This is a genomic window from Qipengyuania profundimaris, assembly GCF_030717945.1.
Lineage (GTDB): Bacteria > Pseudomonadota > Alphaproteobacteria > Sphingomonadales > Sphingomonadaceae > Qipengyuania > Qipengyuania profundimaris.
Map to the genome: position 1 here is coordinate 2,324,983 of NZ_JAVAIM010000001.1, position 13,113 is coordinate 2,338,095.

General features: G+C 66.1%; 13 protein-coding genes. 6 read left to right on the forward strand and 7 right to left on the reverse strand.

Annotated elements, in window-relative coordinates:
- Nucleotides 1–59: 59 nt before the first annotated feature.
- A complete protein-coding gene (locus Q9K02_RS11465; protein WP_305933009.1) occupies nt 60–1,388 on the reverse strand; it encodes a serine hydrolase domain-containing protein in 1,329 nt (442 codons plus the stop codon).
- A 109-nt stretch (nt 1,389–1,497) separates the two neighbouring features.
- Here Q9K02_RS11465 and Q9K02_RS11470 point away from each other — a divergent pair, with 109 nt between their 5' ends.
- Nucleotides 1,498–1,719: a hypothetical protein gene (locus Q9K02_RS11470; protein ID WP_278328195.1), complete on the forward strand. Its 222-nt coding sequence runs from the start codon at nt 1,498–1,500 to the stop codon at nt 1,717–1,719.
- Here the strand turns inward: Q9K02_RS11470 and Q9K02_RS11475 are convergent.
- Nucleotides 1,716–2,714 (reverse strand): A/G-specific adenine glycosylase, encoded by a 999-nt coding sequence (locus Q9K02_RS11475; protein WP_305933010.1) that lies wholly within the window; start codon nt 2,712–2,714, stop codon nt 1,716–1,718. The genes Q9K02_RS11470 and Q9K02_RS11475 overlap by 4 nt on opposite strands.
- Before the next feature lie 29 nt (nt 2,715–2,743).
- On the opposite strand from Q9K02_RS11475, the gene Q9K02_RS11480 reads away from it, so the two are divergent.
- The 5 genes from Q9K02_RS11480 (at nt 2,744) to Q9K02_RS11500 (ending at nt 9,702) form a co-directional block, all read left to right on the forward strand.
- Entirely contained in the window at nt 2,744–3,322 is a 579-nt protein-coding gene (locus tag Q9K02_RS11480) for a DUF721 domain-containing protein (protein ID WP_422785450.1), read from the forward strand.
- Complete coding sequence (locus Q9K02_RS11485; protein ID WP_305933012.1) at nt 3,319–4,026, forward strand: DsbA family protein; 708 nt, start codon at nt 3,319–3,321, stop codon at nt 4,024–4,026. The genes Q9K02_RS11480 and Q9K02_RS11485 overlap by 4 nt, the downstream gene beginning before the upstream one ends.
- Before the next feature lie 111 nt (nt 4,027–4,137).
- The gene (locus Q9K02_RS11490) at nt 4,138–4,881 is read left to right on the forward strand and encodes a thioredoxin domain-containing protein (protein ID WP_305933013.1); all 744 of its coding nucleotides are present in this window, start codon (nt 4,138–4,140) and stop codon (nt 4,879–4,881) included.
- Nucleotides 4,882–4,904: 23 nt separating this feature from the next.
- Nucleotides 4,905–8,327, forward strand: a complete 3,423-nt coding sequence (gene smc, locus Q9K02_RS11495) for a chromosome segregation protein SMC (protein WP_305933014.1) — start codon at nt 4,905–4,907, stop codon at nt 8,325–8,327.
- A 22-nt stretch (nt 8,328–8,349) separates the two neighbouring features.
- Nucleotides 8,350–9,702, forward strand: a complete 1,353-nt coding sequence (locus Q9K02_RS11500) for a M24 family metallopeptidase (protein WP_305933015.1) — start codon at nt 8,350–8,352, stop codon at nt 9,700–9,702.
- A 55-nt stretch (nt 9,703–9,757) separates the two neighbouring features.
- Here Q9K02_RS11500 and Q9K02_RS11505 read toward each other — a convergent pair whose 3' ends face one another.
- The 5 genes from Q9K02_RS11505 to plsX all read right to left on the reverse strand — a co-directional run bounded on the left by Q9K02_RS11505 (nt 9,758) and on the right by plsX (nt 13,093).
- On the reverse strand, nt 9,758–10,276 hold the full coding sequence (locus tag Q9K02_RS11505; protein ID WP_305933016.1) for a TPM domain-containing protein: 519 nt from the start codon (nt 10,274–10,276) through the stop codon (nt 9,758–9,760).
- A gap of 22 nt (nt 10,277–10,298) precedes the next feature.
- A complete protein-coding gene (locus tag Q9K02_RS11510; RefSeq protein WP_305933017.1) occupies nt 10,299–10,661 on the reverse strand; it encodes a MerR family transcriptional regulator in 363 nt (120 codons plus the stop codon).
- Between the two features lie 8 nt (nt 10,662–10,669).
- The gene (locus tag Q9K02_RS11515; protein WP_305933018.1) at nt 10,670–10,969 is read right to left on the reverse strand and encodes an integration host factor subunit alpha; all 300 of its coding nucleotides are present in this window, start codon (nt 10,967–10,969) and stop codon (nt 10,670–10,672) included.
- 124 nt (nt 10,970–11,093) lie between these two features.
- Entirely contained in the window at nt 11,094–12,059 is a 966-nt protein-coding gene (locus Q9K02_RS11520) for a beta-ketoacyl-ACP synthase III (RefSeq protein WP_305933019.1), read from the reverse strand.
- On the reverse strand, nt 12,056–13,093 hold the full coding sequence (gene plsX, locus Q9K02_RS11525; RefSeq protein WP_305933020.1) for a phosphate acyltransferase PlsX: 1,038 nt from the start codon (nt 13,091–13,093) through the stop codon (nt 12,056–12,058). The genes Q9K02_RS11520 and plsX overlap by 4 nt, the downstream gene beginning before the upstream one ends.
- Nucleotides 13,094–13,113 lie beyond the last annotated feature (20 nt).

Genomic DNA, 13,113 nt, shown 5'->3' on the forward strand with positions numbered 1-13,113 from the left:
CCGCTCAGGATCGGCGCGGACATGATCCGCCCGGTCGAGGCGCGAGCCGGTGAAGGCGATCAAAGCGCCTCTCCCGCTCCCTGCCGTGCCGCCTGCATGGCGGCGAGATCGGCCATTACGGCCTTGGGGAATTCGGCATGGATCGGATAGGCTTCGGACGGCATGTACTGCGTCATCAGCGTGCCCCGCAGCCCGGCGGCGTAATTGACGAAGCCGACCGTGCCGGCCGCGCCGCCCCAGCCGTAGCTGCCGTCCGACACGCGACCGCCTGCACCGAAGCCCTGTCCTTCGACCCAGGTGTTCTCGGTCGTCGCGGTGTCGGGCAGCAGGTTCGAGGTGCCGAGCTTGACCGCCGCCTCGCTCATCACGCGCTTGCCGTCGATCGCGCCGTAGCCCAGCAGCATGCGCAGGAAGCGATCGTAATCGCGGCTGGAGGAAACGAGGCCCGCCCCGCCGAAGGGGAAAGCCGGCTTGTCGAGATAGATCGACGCCCTGGCCGGGTCGATCGGCAGCGGCGTGTTGTTGAGAATGCCGTAATTGGTGGTGAAGCGGTCCACTTCGCTCTCCGGCACGGTGAAGAAGGTGCTGTCCATCCCGGTCGGCTCGAAAATCCGCTCTTTCAGGAACGCGTCGAACGCCATGCCGCTGGCAACTTCGATCACGCGACCCATCAGGTCGAGGCCGACCGAATAGCTCCATTTGGTGCCGGGCTGGAGGACCAGCGGCAGTTCGGCGAGCCGGTCCGCGAACACATCGAGACCTTCGACCGCCTGCGCACGCCCGATGCCGGGGATCGGCATGCGGCTGACCTGCCCGGGCACGAGGCCGCGCCGCTCGTAGGCCTTGGTGATCGGGCCCTTCTGAACGATGCCGTAGCCGAGGCCCGCCGTGTGGGTGAGCAGGTGGCGCACCGTGATCGGCCGCTCTGCCGGGACGACATCCTCGATCGAGCCGTCATAGGTCTTCTGCACCTGGATGTTGGCATAGGCGGGCAGCAGTTCGGCGATCGGCTGGTCGAGGCCGAGGCGGCCTTCGTCGACCAGCATCATCGCGGCCATGCCGGTCACCGGCTTGGTCATCGAATAGATGCGATACAAGCTGTCGGGATCGACCTTGGTCGGCCCTCCCAGCGCCAGCGTGCCACGCGCGATGGTAAGCGGATCGCGCTGGCCCCAGCCGAGCGTCGCAACCATGTTGGCGACCTTGCGCGAACCGACATATTTATCGACCATCGCCTCGACATTCGTCCACGTGGCAGTTGGAGTGCGCGCGAACGCCTGACGGCCCATCGGCACGGCCGCCAGCGCGGCGCTCGCGGTCAGCCAGGCACCGCCGCGCAATAGCGAGCGGCGGGAAATCTGCGGGGTGTCGAATTCGCGATATGCCATGAAAATCCTCTCCGGTCGGGTCGCCCGGCTATGTGCGGGACCATAGCTGAACGGTCAATTGCGAATTGAAACGCTTGATTATGCGCGCTGTCCTACCCATATAAGACACATGCTGAACATCCTTTCGTTCCTCTTCGGACTCGTCTCGCTCGTCATCGTCATTCCGGCGACCATCCCCTTCCTCGGCTGGGCCAATTGGCTCGCCTTGCCGCTGATCGTGATCGGCATCATCGTGGGGCAGTTGTCGTCGAGCAATTCGGGGCGCAATTTCAACCTGATTGTGCTGCTTATAGCCGTAATCCGGCTGAGCCTGGGCGGCGGGATACTCTAGGCGAGCGCCAGCCGAGCGGCCTTGGCGAACAGCGTCGGCAGGCCAGCCTCGTCGAGCTTGTCGAGCGGCCACCATTCGCCCTCGCCCATCGGCGCGTCATGCCGTTCGACCGAGAGTTCTAGATCGAAATGCGTGAAGCCGTGGCGTACGAGGCCGAGTGGTTCGCCGTCCGGTCCGCCCTCCCCGTCGACGCGCGCGGTCCAGCCGTCGTCGGGTAGCGCGCGCATCCCGCCGAGCATGCCGGTGCCTTCCCGCCGGACGAGCCAGACCGCAGCGTCGCGCTCGATCCACCATGCGCGACCCTTGCGTAGCGGCTTGGCCTTCTTCGGCGCCTTCACCGGCAAGCGGGCAGGATCGCCGGTCTTCCTGCCTTCGCATTCGTCCGCCAGCGGGCACAGCAGGCACTTTGGGTCACGCGCCGTGCAGATCGACGACCCCAGATCCATCATCGCCTGCGCGAAATCGCCCGCGCGCGCCTCCGGCGTGATCGTGTCCGCCTTCGCCCGGATCGCCTTGCGCGCGCCGGGTAGCGGCTCGCCGATGGCGAACAGCCGCGCAACCACTCGTTCGACATTTGCATCGACCACCACCGCCCGCTTATCGAAGGCGATCGCGGCGATCGCAGCGGCAGTGTAGTCGCCCAAACCCGGCAGTTCGCGCAATTGCTTCTCGCTGGAAGGGAATGCTCCCATGTCCGCAACTGCGCGGGCGCATTTCACCAGATTGCGGGCGCGCGAGTAATAGCCCAGCCCCGCCCATGCCGCCATGACGTCTTCTTCCGGCGCCGCAGCCAGCGCTTCGACCGTAGGCCACCGTTCGGTGAAGGCTCTGAAATAGCGCTTCACGGCAGCGACGGTGGTTTGTTGCAGCATGACCTCGGACAGCCAGACACGGTAAGGCTCGGGCGCAGGCGTTCCGGGCGGCGCGCGCCACGGCAAATCGCGCGCATGGCGATCGTACCAGTCGAGTAAAATTTCGGAGACAGTGGCGGCCACGCCGCGCCTATGGCATGGCGGAAGGTGCAATGGAACGGGACGACAGCAAAACGGGCGCGAAAAAGCCGCACGCATCGAGCAGCGCAGCGGCAGGCGGGAAAAAACCGAAGACCTACAGCCGCCCGCGCGGCGGCGGGGCCAAGCCGATCAGCGACCTCATGCCGCAGATCGGGCGCAGTGCCTTTCGCCGCTTCGGCTTCGTCCAGAGCTCGGTAGTCAGCCGCTGGCCGGAGATCGTCGGCGATACGCATTCGCGCGTCTGCACGCCGGAGATGATCCGCTTCCCGCCCGGCGAGAAGTCCGATGGGATCATGCACCTCGTCGTCCTGCCTGCCCACGCGCCGCTGATCCAGCAGATCCTGCCCGACATCATCGAGCGGGTGAACCGCTTCTTCGGCTACCGCGCGGTGGCCCGGATCAAGCTGCGGCAAGGTGTGGTTCAGGCGCCCCCTGCGAAGGACAAACCGAAAGCGCCGCCGTCGCTCAAGCCGATTCCGATGGAACTTGGCGACAGTCTGCGCGATATTGGCGATCCCGAACTGCGCACGGTGCTTGAATCGCTGGCGCGCGGCCTCGGGTCGCACAACGAGGGACAAGACGACACGTGAGCAGGAAAACATCGCTTTTTGCGGGACTTCTGGTAGCTGCGGCGAGCACATTCGCGCTCGGCGCCAGCGCTCAGGGCGGCCTGCCGGTCAAGGGCGGCAACTGGGCCGGCATGGTCGCCGAGACGTCGGGCGGCCATTTGCTCGGCAATCCGAAGGCCGAGACCAAGCTGGTCGAGTACATGAGTTACACCTGCTCGCACTGTGCCAGCTTTTCGCGCACCGGCGACGCGGCGCTCAAGATGCTCTATGTGCCCAGCGGACGCATGAGTTTCGAAATCCGCCATCTGGTTCGCGATCCGGTCGACCTGACCGCCGTACTGCTGACGCATTGCGGCGAGGCGAAGAAATTCCCGGGCAATCACGAAGCCTTCATGGCGCGTCACGATTCCTGGATGGCCAAGGCGCGCAAGACCACGCAGGCACAGCGCGCCCGCTGGCAGTTCGGCTCGCTCGGCGCGCGCTTCCAGGCCATCGCCAGCGATCTCGATTTCTACGACATCATGGAAGGCCGCGGGTATTCGCGCGTCGCGGCGGACAAATGCCTTGCAGACGAGGCCAAGGCCAATGCGCTGGCCGAAAGATCGCGCGCCGATATCGAGGCGCACGGGATCAGCGGCACGCCCAGTTTCATGCTCAATGGCGAGCTGCTGGACGGCACCCATGCCTGGGAAGACCTCCAGCCGCAGCTCGACAAGGCGCTTTGAACGTAATTTAGCGCGGTTTTCGGGGGAAAGCCCTGTGGATACCCCCTGCCCCGCCTTTCCCTGGCGGTTTCGCCTGATCTAGCCTCCGCTTTGCCGACAAAGAGGATATTCATGACCAAGACGCTTCGTTTCGCCCTCGCTGCCCCTCTCGCCTTGGCGCTGGCCGCCTGCGGTTCGGACGCTGCCGATACCGGTGGGGAGATCGAAGGCGACGCCGTTGCCGCCGTCCCCGCGCCCGAAGGCACCCAGTGGAGCGACACGGTCACGGTTACCGATATGGACGGTTACATGATCGGCAATCCCGATGCGCCGATCAAGCTGGTCGAATATGCCTCGCTCACCTGCCCGACCTGCGCGCGCTTCGCCGCCGAGGGGATGGAGCCGCTGATCAGCGAATATGTGAACTCTGGCCGTGTCAGCTTCGAACTGCGCAACCAGATCCACGGGCCGCACGACCTTGCGCTCGCGACGCTGGTGCGCTGCACGGCGGACGAAGCCTTCATCCCGCTGTCGGACCAGGTCTTCGCCAACCAGCAGCAGGTCCTCGGACCCATCTTCGAAAACCAGGCCGCGGTGGAGCAGTCGCTCAACCTGCCGCCCGAGCAGCGCCTCGTACGGCTGGCCGAAGTCGGCGGTTTCTACGATTTCTTCGCAGCCCGCGGGCTTAGCGAGGATCAGGCGCGCGAATGCCTTGCCGACGAGCAGGCCTATACGACCATCGCCGACAACTCGACCCGCCAGTCTGACGAGCTGAACATCACCGGCACGCCGACCTTCCTCATCAACGGGACGGCTGCGGACGCCAACACCTGGGCCGCGCTGGAGCCGATCCTCCAGCGCGCCGGCGCCAGGTAAGGCGCGGCAGCGCGGGGGCGGGGATGGAGATTACGAAGCTCAGGCTCAGCGGCTTCAAGAGCTTCGTCGAACCCGCCACCCTGCATATCGAACCTGGCCTGACCGGGGTCGTCGGCCCGAACGGCTGCGGCAAGTCCAACCTGCTCGAAGCGATCCGATGGGTGATGGGCGAAAACTCGCCCAAGTCCATGCGCTCGGGCGGGATGGAGGACGTGATCTTCGCCGGCACCCAAAGCCGCCCGCCGCGCGACTTCGCCGAAGTGGTCCTGCAGGGCGCGGATGACGATGGCGACGAGATGGAAGTCGTGCGCCGGATCGAGCGCGGCGCGGGTTCCGCCTATCGCCTCAACGGCGGCGATGTGCGCGCCAAGGACATTGCTCTGATCTTCGCCGATGCCGCGACCGGGGCGCATAGTCCGGCGCTCGTCAGCCAGGGCAAGATTGCGCAGGTGATCGCTGCCAAGCCGACCGAGCGCCGCCAGATGCTGGAGGAGGCTGCGGGTATCGCGGGGCTTCACGTTCGCCGCCGCGATGCCGAGAGCAAGCTGCGTCAGACCGAGACCAATCTCGAGCGGCTCGAGGATATCATGGCGAGCCTCGACAGCCAGATTGCCTCGCTGCGGCGGCAAGCGAAGCAGGCGGAGCGCTACAAGAAACTTTCCGACCAGATCAAGACCGCCGAGGCCCGGCTGGTCTTCGCCCGGTGGCGCGATGCTGCGACCGCCGCGGACGAAGCCAAGAAGGCAGCGAGCGAGGCGGAAGCGCGGGTCGCCACAGCCCAGGCTGCCGCGGACGCAGCGCAAAAATCCCAGCGGGCGGCGGCGGAGGCTCTGGCCGAGGCGCGCGAGGAGCAGGCTGACCGGCGCGACGATGCCAGCGCCCATGGGCACCGCATGGCTGCCCTCACCACACAGCTCGAAGCCGCCGAACAGCGCCTCGCCGACCTCGACCGGCAGACGGCACGGCTGGAGGCGGATCGCGGCGAGGCGGACCGGCTGACCAAAGATGCCGCCGAAGCGCTGTCGCGGCTCGAACGCGATCTGGCAGCGGTCGAGAAGACTCTCGCCGACGATGAGTCCAAGCGCCCCGCCCTCGAACGCGCGGCGGAGCAGGCCGAGCGCGACAGCCGCACCGCCGAACTCGCGCTCGCCAAGGCGACGGCGGACAATGCCGGTGTAGAAGCCGAATGGCGGGTGGCCGAGGCCGAAATCGCACAGGCGCGCGCGCGGCTCGACCGGGTCGAGGCCGAAGCGCGGCGCATGGCGCAGCAGCGCGAGGCTTTGGCGGGCGAGAACCCGGACGACGATGTCGATGCGGCGAAGGCGGCGCTGGCGCAGGCCGAGGCTGAACTGGCACAGCAGCGCGCGGCGCTGGAGACGATGCAGGCGCGCAAGAGCGAGCTGCAGGCCGAGCGTGACGAAGCCTCCTCTGCGCTCGCCGAAGCGAAGGCCGAACTCTCCGGTGTCCAGCGCGAATACGATGCCCTGCAACGCGACCGCGACGCACGCCAACGCGCTGCCGAAAAGCGCAGCGGCCGCCAGCAGGCGATCGACGGCGTGCGGGCGGCAAAGGGCTATGAACGCGCGGTCGCGGCAGCTCTGGGGCGCGACGGCAAGGCGCTGCTCGGATCACCCGATGGCGATGCCGAGGGGCGTTACTGGACCGGGGCCGATGCTCCCGCAGCGGTGGAGGACAGCCTCTCCGACCAAGTCGAGCGATGCCCCGACGAATTGCGCGCGCGGCTGGCATTGGTCCATGTGGCGGAAACCGACGACGGACGGACGCTCGCCCCCGGCCACGCGCTGGTGACGCTGGGCGGCAGCTTGCGGCGGTGGGACGGGCTGGTCGTGCGCGGCGAAGGCTCTGCCGAGGCGGCGCGGCTGGAGGCCGAGAACCGCTTCGCCGAACTGGAAGCGCGCCTGCCCGAACTGCGCGAAGCCGCGAAAACGGCGCAATCCTCGCTCGACGCGGCAAGCGAGGAATTGAGCCAGTTGCAGCGCGATCTCGTGGCTGCGGAACGGGACCTGGCCGCGACCGCCGATGCGGAGCGGCAGGCGCTCCGGGCTCTCGACCAGGCCGAGGCGGCGCGCGAGCGGCTCGCCGCGCGACTGGAAGAACTCGAACGCAACGAGGCCGAGCATGGCGAGCTGATCGCATCGGCCAAGGCAGACCTAACCGCAGCCGAAGCCAAGCGTGACGCGCTGCCCGATCCGCAGGCGGGACGCGCCTCGCTCGAGGCTTCGCGCGCGCAGAACGAGGCGGCCCGCTCGACCTTGCAGGCGCGTGCTGCCGAGCTTGCCGCGCACGACCAGTCGCTTGCCGTGGCGCGTGAGCGGGCGTCGGCGCAGCGCAGCGACATGGCGAACTGGCAGGCCCGCAGCGGCGATGCCGCCCGCCGCCTCTCCGACATGGAGATCCGCGCCGAAGAGATCGCTCAAGAACGCGCCGTGACTGCTGCCAAGCCCGAAGGCCTGATTCGCGAGATCGAACAGGGCGATCAGGTCCGCGAGCGGCTCGGCGCAGAACTTGCCGAGGCGGAAAAGGCCGTCGCTGCTGCCAACGAGGTGGCGCAGGAAGCGGACCGGGCCTTCGCGCAGGCCAACGAGGCGCTCGCCGAAGCGCGCGAAAACCGGGCCGGCCTCGCCGCGCGGGCGGAGAACCAGGATGGCCGCCGCATCGAAATGGCGCGCATCTCGGGCGAGCGCTTCCAATGCCCGCCCCCGCTGCTGCCCGAGCGTTTTGCCTTCGATGAAACCGCCATCGCCAGTGCCGAGGCCGAGAGTGAGGAAATGGACCGCCTGACCGCAAGTCGCGAGCGGATCGGACCGGTCAACCTCGTCGCCGCCGAAGAGCTCGAGCGGATCGAGACCGAGCACGGTGCCAACTCCGCCGAGCAGGAAGAACTGCGGGAGGCCGTCAGCCGGCTGCGCGGCTCTATCGGCAGCCTCAACCGCGAGGGGCGGGAACGGCTGCGTGCTGCCTTCGAGCAGGTCAACGACCACTTCCAGCGTCTCTTCACCCGCTTGTTCGAAGGCGGCGAGGCACATCTCGCGCTGATCGACAGCGACGATCCGCTCGAGGCCGGGTTGGAAATTTTCGCTCAGCCGCCGGGCAAGCGCCTGCAGTCGCTCACCCTGCTGTCGGGCGGAGAACAGGCGCTGACGGCGACCGCGCTGATCTTCGCGCTGTTTCTGACCAATCCCGCGCCGATTTGCGTGCTGGACGAGGTCGACGCGCCGCTCGACGATGCGAATATCGACCGCTTCTGCGACCTGCTCGACGCGATGACGCGCGAGACGAATACGCGCTATCTCATCGTCACGCACAACGCCGTGACCATGAGCCGTATGCACCGCCTGTTCGGCGTGACCATGATCGAAAAGGGCGTCAGTCGGCTCGTCAGCGTCGATCTGGGCGCGGCGGAGGAATTGCTGGCGGCGGAGTGACGCTGCCGGAGGAGAGATACCGATGATCTTACGTTTCGCCGCCGTGGTTGTTGCGCTGCTTTCCACGCCCGCCCTCGCCTCGCCGCCTATCCTGCTGATGAGCGAGACCGAGCATGCCGCGCCGGAGCTGCCACCCATCCTGCCGATGCGCGAGCGAGCCGAGGTGATCGACCGCATCCTTGCCGAGAGGCTCGATACCATCATCCCTGCGATCATGCGCGAGCAAGGCATCGACATGTGGGTGCTGATGGCGCGCGAGTATTTCGAGGAGCCGGTGGTTGCCACCATGCTCGATGCGACCAGTATGAGCGCGCGGCGGCGCACGATCCTGGTCTTCCACGATCCGGGCGACGGCCAGCCGGTCGAGCGGCTGACGGTCAGCCGCTATGGTCTCGCCGACCTGTTCGAGGCGAGCTGGGAACCGGCGCAGCAGCCCGACCAGTGGCAGGCGGTGGCCGACCTGATCGCCGCGCGCGATCCGGCGAAAATCGCGATCAACTTCTCCGACCTCACCGCTTTCGGCGACGGCATGACGCTGAGCCAGTATCGCCTGATGCATGCTGCCCTGCCCGAGCCCTATCGCGAGCGGATCGTTTCGGGCGAAACGCTGGCCGTGCGCTGGCTCGAAAGCCGCGTTCCAAGCGAGCTCGAAATCTATCCCGGCATCGTTCGCATCGCGCACGCGCTAATCGCGCAGGCGTTTTCGCGCGAGGTCATCACGCCGGGCGAGACGACGGCAGCGGATGTGCAGTGGTGGTATCGCGAGACTCTCGCTTCGCTGGGCTTGACGCCGTGGTTCCACCCCTCGGTCGGCATCCAGCGAGAGGGCGCTGATGGTATGCTGTCGGGCGACACGGTGATCCAGCCGGGCGATCTGCTGTGGACCGATTTCGGCATCACCTATCTGCGGCTCAACACCGATACGCAGCATCTCGCCTATGTCCTGAAGCCCGGCGAGACCGAGGCACCCGCAGGCCTGCGCGGCGGGCTCGCGGCGACCAATCGCGTGCAGAATCACCTCATCGCGGCCTTCGAGATCGGCCTCACCGGCAACGCAATCCTCGCCCGCGCCCGCGCGACGGCCATCGCGGACGGCCTCGACCCGTCGATCTACTCACACCCCATCGGCTCGCACGGCCACGGCGCAGGCACGGCGGTGGGTTTCTGGGACAACCAGAACGGCGACCCGCGCAGCGAATACCGCCTTCGCGCCAATACCGGCTGGTCGATCGAATTGACTAGCTACACTGCCGTGCCCGAATGGGGCGGCCAAAAGGTCGATTTCCGCAGCGAGGAGGATGCCTGGTTCGATGGGGAGACCGTGCGCTTCCTCGACGGGCGGCAGACGGAGCTGACGTTGATCGGGTCGGAGTGAAGTACCTAGACAACCCGCTCTTGGGCTGTGGATCACAGTTCCTGTCCTCGTCCGACTACGACAGTCTTTCGGTGATCGCTTTAACACCGCCAGCGATTCCATTAGCGAAATCGTTCTCTCGAAAGCTTGGCAAAATGATGGAATCCAGGACTCCCTGGCAAAACGTATCCGACAATTCTTCTTCGAGACCGTAGCCGACCGCTATCCTGACTCTACGCTCGTTCGGGGCGACAAGGATCACGACACCATCATCGTGATCGGCGCGGCCGACTCCCCAAGCGTTGGCGAGATCGCGAGCGAAGTCCGCTATCTCCTCGCCATTGAGTGAGTCGACTGTCGCTACGACCATCTGATGCTCGGTCTGCGCTTCGAAAGCCTCCAGTTGCTCGGTCAAAGCCTGTTCCTGCGAAAAGCTTAGAATATCGGCGTGGTCCGAAACACGTCCAAGCTGAACGATGCTTGGCGATCGCGCAATCTGCTGCTTTTGTCCCGGCGCGTCCGGCAACTGAGCGCCCGGTTGGGGGTCGAAGCATGCACCCGTGAGCAGCAGAAACGAAAGGAAAAGCACTCGCATACGAGGCGGCCACAGTGAGGGGCTATGCCGCCAGCGCAGCCCTAAGATCATCTCGTATGGTTTTCAGTCGCGGGACGATGTCCGAAGTCTCGCTTCTTGGGCCAGTTTGCTGCGCCGCAGCCTGCTGGTCCGGCACGCCTTTCAGCGCCGCCTTGGCACCCTTCAGCGTATAGCCCTCACGGTTCACCAGCCGGTCGATCCGTTCGACCAGCGCGACGTCCTCGGGCCGGTAGTAACGCCTGCCGCCGTTGCGGGTCAGCGGCTTGAGCATGGGGAACTGCTGTTCCCAGTACCGCAGGACATGCGCCTTGATACCGGTCGCCTTGGCGACTTCGCCGATGGTGCGCAGCGCGCCCGCTTCCTTACCGTCGTCGAATTGCGCCATACGTGATCCTATCCGTTCGCGATCCGCTCTTTGAGCAACTGGCTGGCGCGGAAGGTCATCACCCGGCGCGGCGTGATCGGCACCTCCACCCCGGTCTTGGGATTGCGGCCGATCCGTTCCTTCTTATCGCGCAGCACGAAGCTGCCGAAACCGGAAATCTTCACATTCTCGCCATCGGACAGCGCGTCGCACATCTTTTCAAGGATCGCCTCGACCATATCGAGTGATTCTGCACGGCTCAGGCCCATCTTCCGGTTGATCGTCTCGGCCAGATCGGCGCGAGTCAGCGTGCCCACGGAGCGCATCATATCCATTCTATCCTTCCCCCTCAGATGCGACCCTGAGTGGTAGTGCGACCCCGTCTTAACTTCGCCAAGCAATATAGGGGCTTGGCGCGATTCTGGCAAATCCGGCCTTGCCGAAAGCGCAGGTCTACATTCGGGCGAGCGAGGCACCCCAGGTAAAGCCGCCGCCCATAGCCTCGAACATGACGAGATCGCCCTGCTTGATCCGCCCGTCGCGCACCGCGGTATCGAGAGCGAGCGGTACCGACGCAGCGGAGGTATTCGCATGGCGGTCGACGGTCACCACGACCTTTTCCGACGGGAGGTCGAGCTTGCGCGCGGTGGCGTCGAGGATGCGGGCATTGGCCTGGTGCGGCACGACCCAGTCGATGTCGCCTGCATTGAGATCGGTGTCTGCGAGCACTTCCTTGAGCACATCGGCAAGGTTCACGACCGCGTGACGAAACACCTCGCGGCCTTTCATGCGTAAATGGCCGACCGTCCCGGTGGTCGACGGACCTCCATCGACATAGAGCATGTCTTTGTGCGCGCCTTCGGCATGCAGCCGCGATGCCAGAATACCGGGGCCGTCCTCGGCCACGTCGTGCGCCTCCAGCACGACAGCGCCTGCGCCGTCGCCGAACAGAACGCAGGTGGTGCGATCCTCCCAGTCGAGAATGCGGCTGAAGGTCTCCGCGCCGATCACCAGCGCCTTTTGTGCCATGCCGGTGCGCAGCATCGAATCCGCCGTCGCGAGCGCATAGAGGAAGCCCGAGCAGACAGCCTGCACATCGAAGGCGATACCGCCGCCGCAGCCGAGCGCGGCCTGAACCTGCGTGGCGGTGGCCGGAAAGGTGTGGTCTGGCGTGGCAGTCGCGAGGACGATCAGGCCGATCTCGCTCGCGTCGATCCCCGCGGCCTCGAGCGCGGCCCGTGCCGCCTTGGTTGCTAGCGTTGAGGTGAATTCGTCCTCATCGGCGATATAGCGCTGGCGAATGCCGGTGCGCTCGACGATCCAGTCGTCGGAGGTATCGACGCGCTCGGCAAGCTCGGCATTGGTTACGCAATTCGCCGGCAGCGCCGATCCCGTGCCGGTGATGACCGACCGGATCACTTGGCCACCAGCGTATCGGTTCCGACTTCGCCGAGATCGTGCTTGATGCGGTTGAGAATGTCGTCCTCCAGCAGCCGTGCGGCGACTTCCACCGCATTGGCGACGCCCTTGGCATCGGCGCTTCCATGGCTCTTCACCACCACACCATTGAGGCCGAGGAAGACCGCGCCGTTGTGGTTGTTCGGGTCGAGATGGTGCTTGAGCAGCTCGGTCGCGGGGCGCGAGACGAGGAAGCCGACCTTTGAGCGGATCGAGCTGGTAAAAGCCCGGCGCAGCAGGTCGGTGACGAAGCGCGCCGTCCCCTCGATCGCCTTCAGCGCGATATTGCCCGAAAAGCCGTCGCACACCACAACATCGCACTCGCCGCGATTGATCTTGTCCGCTTCGACATAACCTTCGAACTGCATTTCGAGGCCGGTCGCGGCGCGCAATGTCTCGGCGGCGTTCTGGATATCCTCGGTGCCCTTGGTCTCTTCCGTGCCGATGTTGAGCAGCCGGGTCCGCGGGCGCGAGATGCCGGTGACGATGCGCGAATAGGCCGCGCCCATGATGGCGAATTGCACGAGGTTGCGTGCATCGCATTCGCGATTGGCGCCGAGGTCGAGCATGATGACGTCGTTGTCGCCCAGCGTTGGCAGCAGGGCGGCCAGTGCGGGCCGGTCGAGGCCGGGCATGGTGCGCAGGGCGAGCTTGCTGATCGCCATCAGCGCGCCGGTGTTGCCGGCAGATACGGCGGCGCCGGCTTCCCCGCGCTTCACCGCATCGACAGCAAGGCCCATGCTGGTGGTCTTGGCGCGGCGCAGCGCTTTCGACGGCTTTTCGTCGCCCGCGATCACGTCCTCGCAGTGGAGGATTTCCGAGGCTTCGGCCATGCCGGGATGGGTTTCGAGCGCCGCCTTGATGCGCGGCTCGTCACCCACCAGCAGGAACTTGAATCTATCGTGACGGCGACGGGCCAGCGCCGCGCCTTCGATCATCACGCGCACGCCTTCATCGCCGCCCATCGCATCGACAGCGATACGCGGCAGGCTCATGAGCGTCTCCGGTTTATCAG

Excerpts from the sequence above, each read along its gene's own strand:
- Q9K02_RS11465 (WP_305933009.1), bottom strand. The coding sequence starts at position 1,388 with ATGGCATATCGCGAATTCGACACCCCGCAGATTTCCCGCCGCTCGCTA.
- Q9K02_RS11470 (WP_278328195.1), top strand. The coding sequence starts at position 1,498 with ATGCTGAACATCCTTTCGTTCCTCTTCGGACTCGTCTCGCTCGTCATC.
- Q9K02_RS11480 (WP_422785450.1), top strand. The coding sequence starts at position 2,744 with ATGGAACGGGACGACAGCAAAACGGGCGCGAAAAAGCCGCACGCATCG.
- Q9K02_RS11490 (WP_305933013.1), top strand. The coding sequence starts at position 4,138 with ATGACCAAGACGCTTCGTTTCGCCCTCGCTGCCCCTCTCGCCTTGGCG.
- smc (WP_305933014.1), top strand. The coding sequence starts at position 4,905 with ATGGAGATTACGAAGCTCAGGCTCAGCGGCTTCAAGAGCTTCGTCGAA.
- Q9K02_RS11500 (WP_305933015.1), top strand. The coding sequence starts at position 8,350 with ATGATCTTACGTTTCGCCGCCGTGGTTGTTGCGCTGCTTTCCACGCCC.
- Q9K02_RS11505 (WP_305933016.1), bottom strand. The coding sequence starts at position 10,276 with ATGCGAGTGCTTTTCCTTTCGTTTCTGCTGCTCACGGGTGCATGCTTC.
- Q9K02_RS11510 (WP_305933017.1), bottom strand. The coding sequence starts at position 10,661 with ATGGCGCAATTCGACGACGGTAAGGAAGCGGGCGCGCTGCGCACCATC.
- Q9K02_RS11515 (WP_305933018.1), bottom strand. The coding sequence starts at position 10,969 with ATGATGCGCTCCGTGGGCACGCTGACTCGCGCCGATCTGGCCGAGACG.
- plsX (WP_305933020.1), bottom strand. The coding sequence starts at position 13,093 with ATGAGCCTGCCGCGTATCGCTGTCGATGCGATGGGCGGCGATGAAGGC.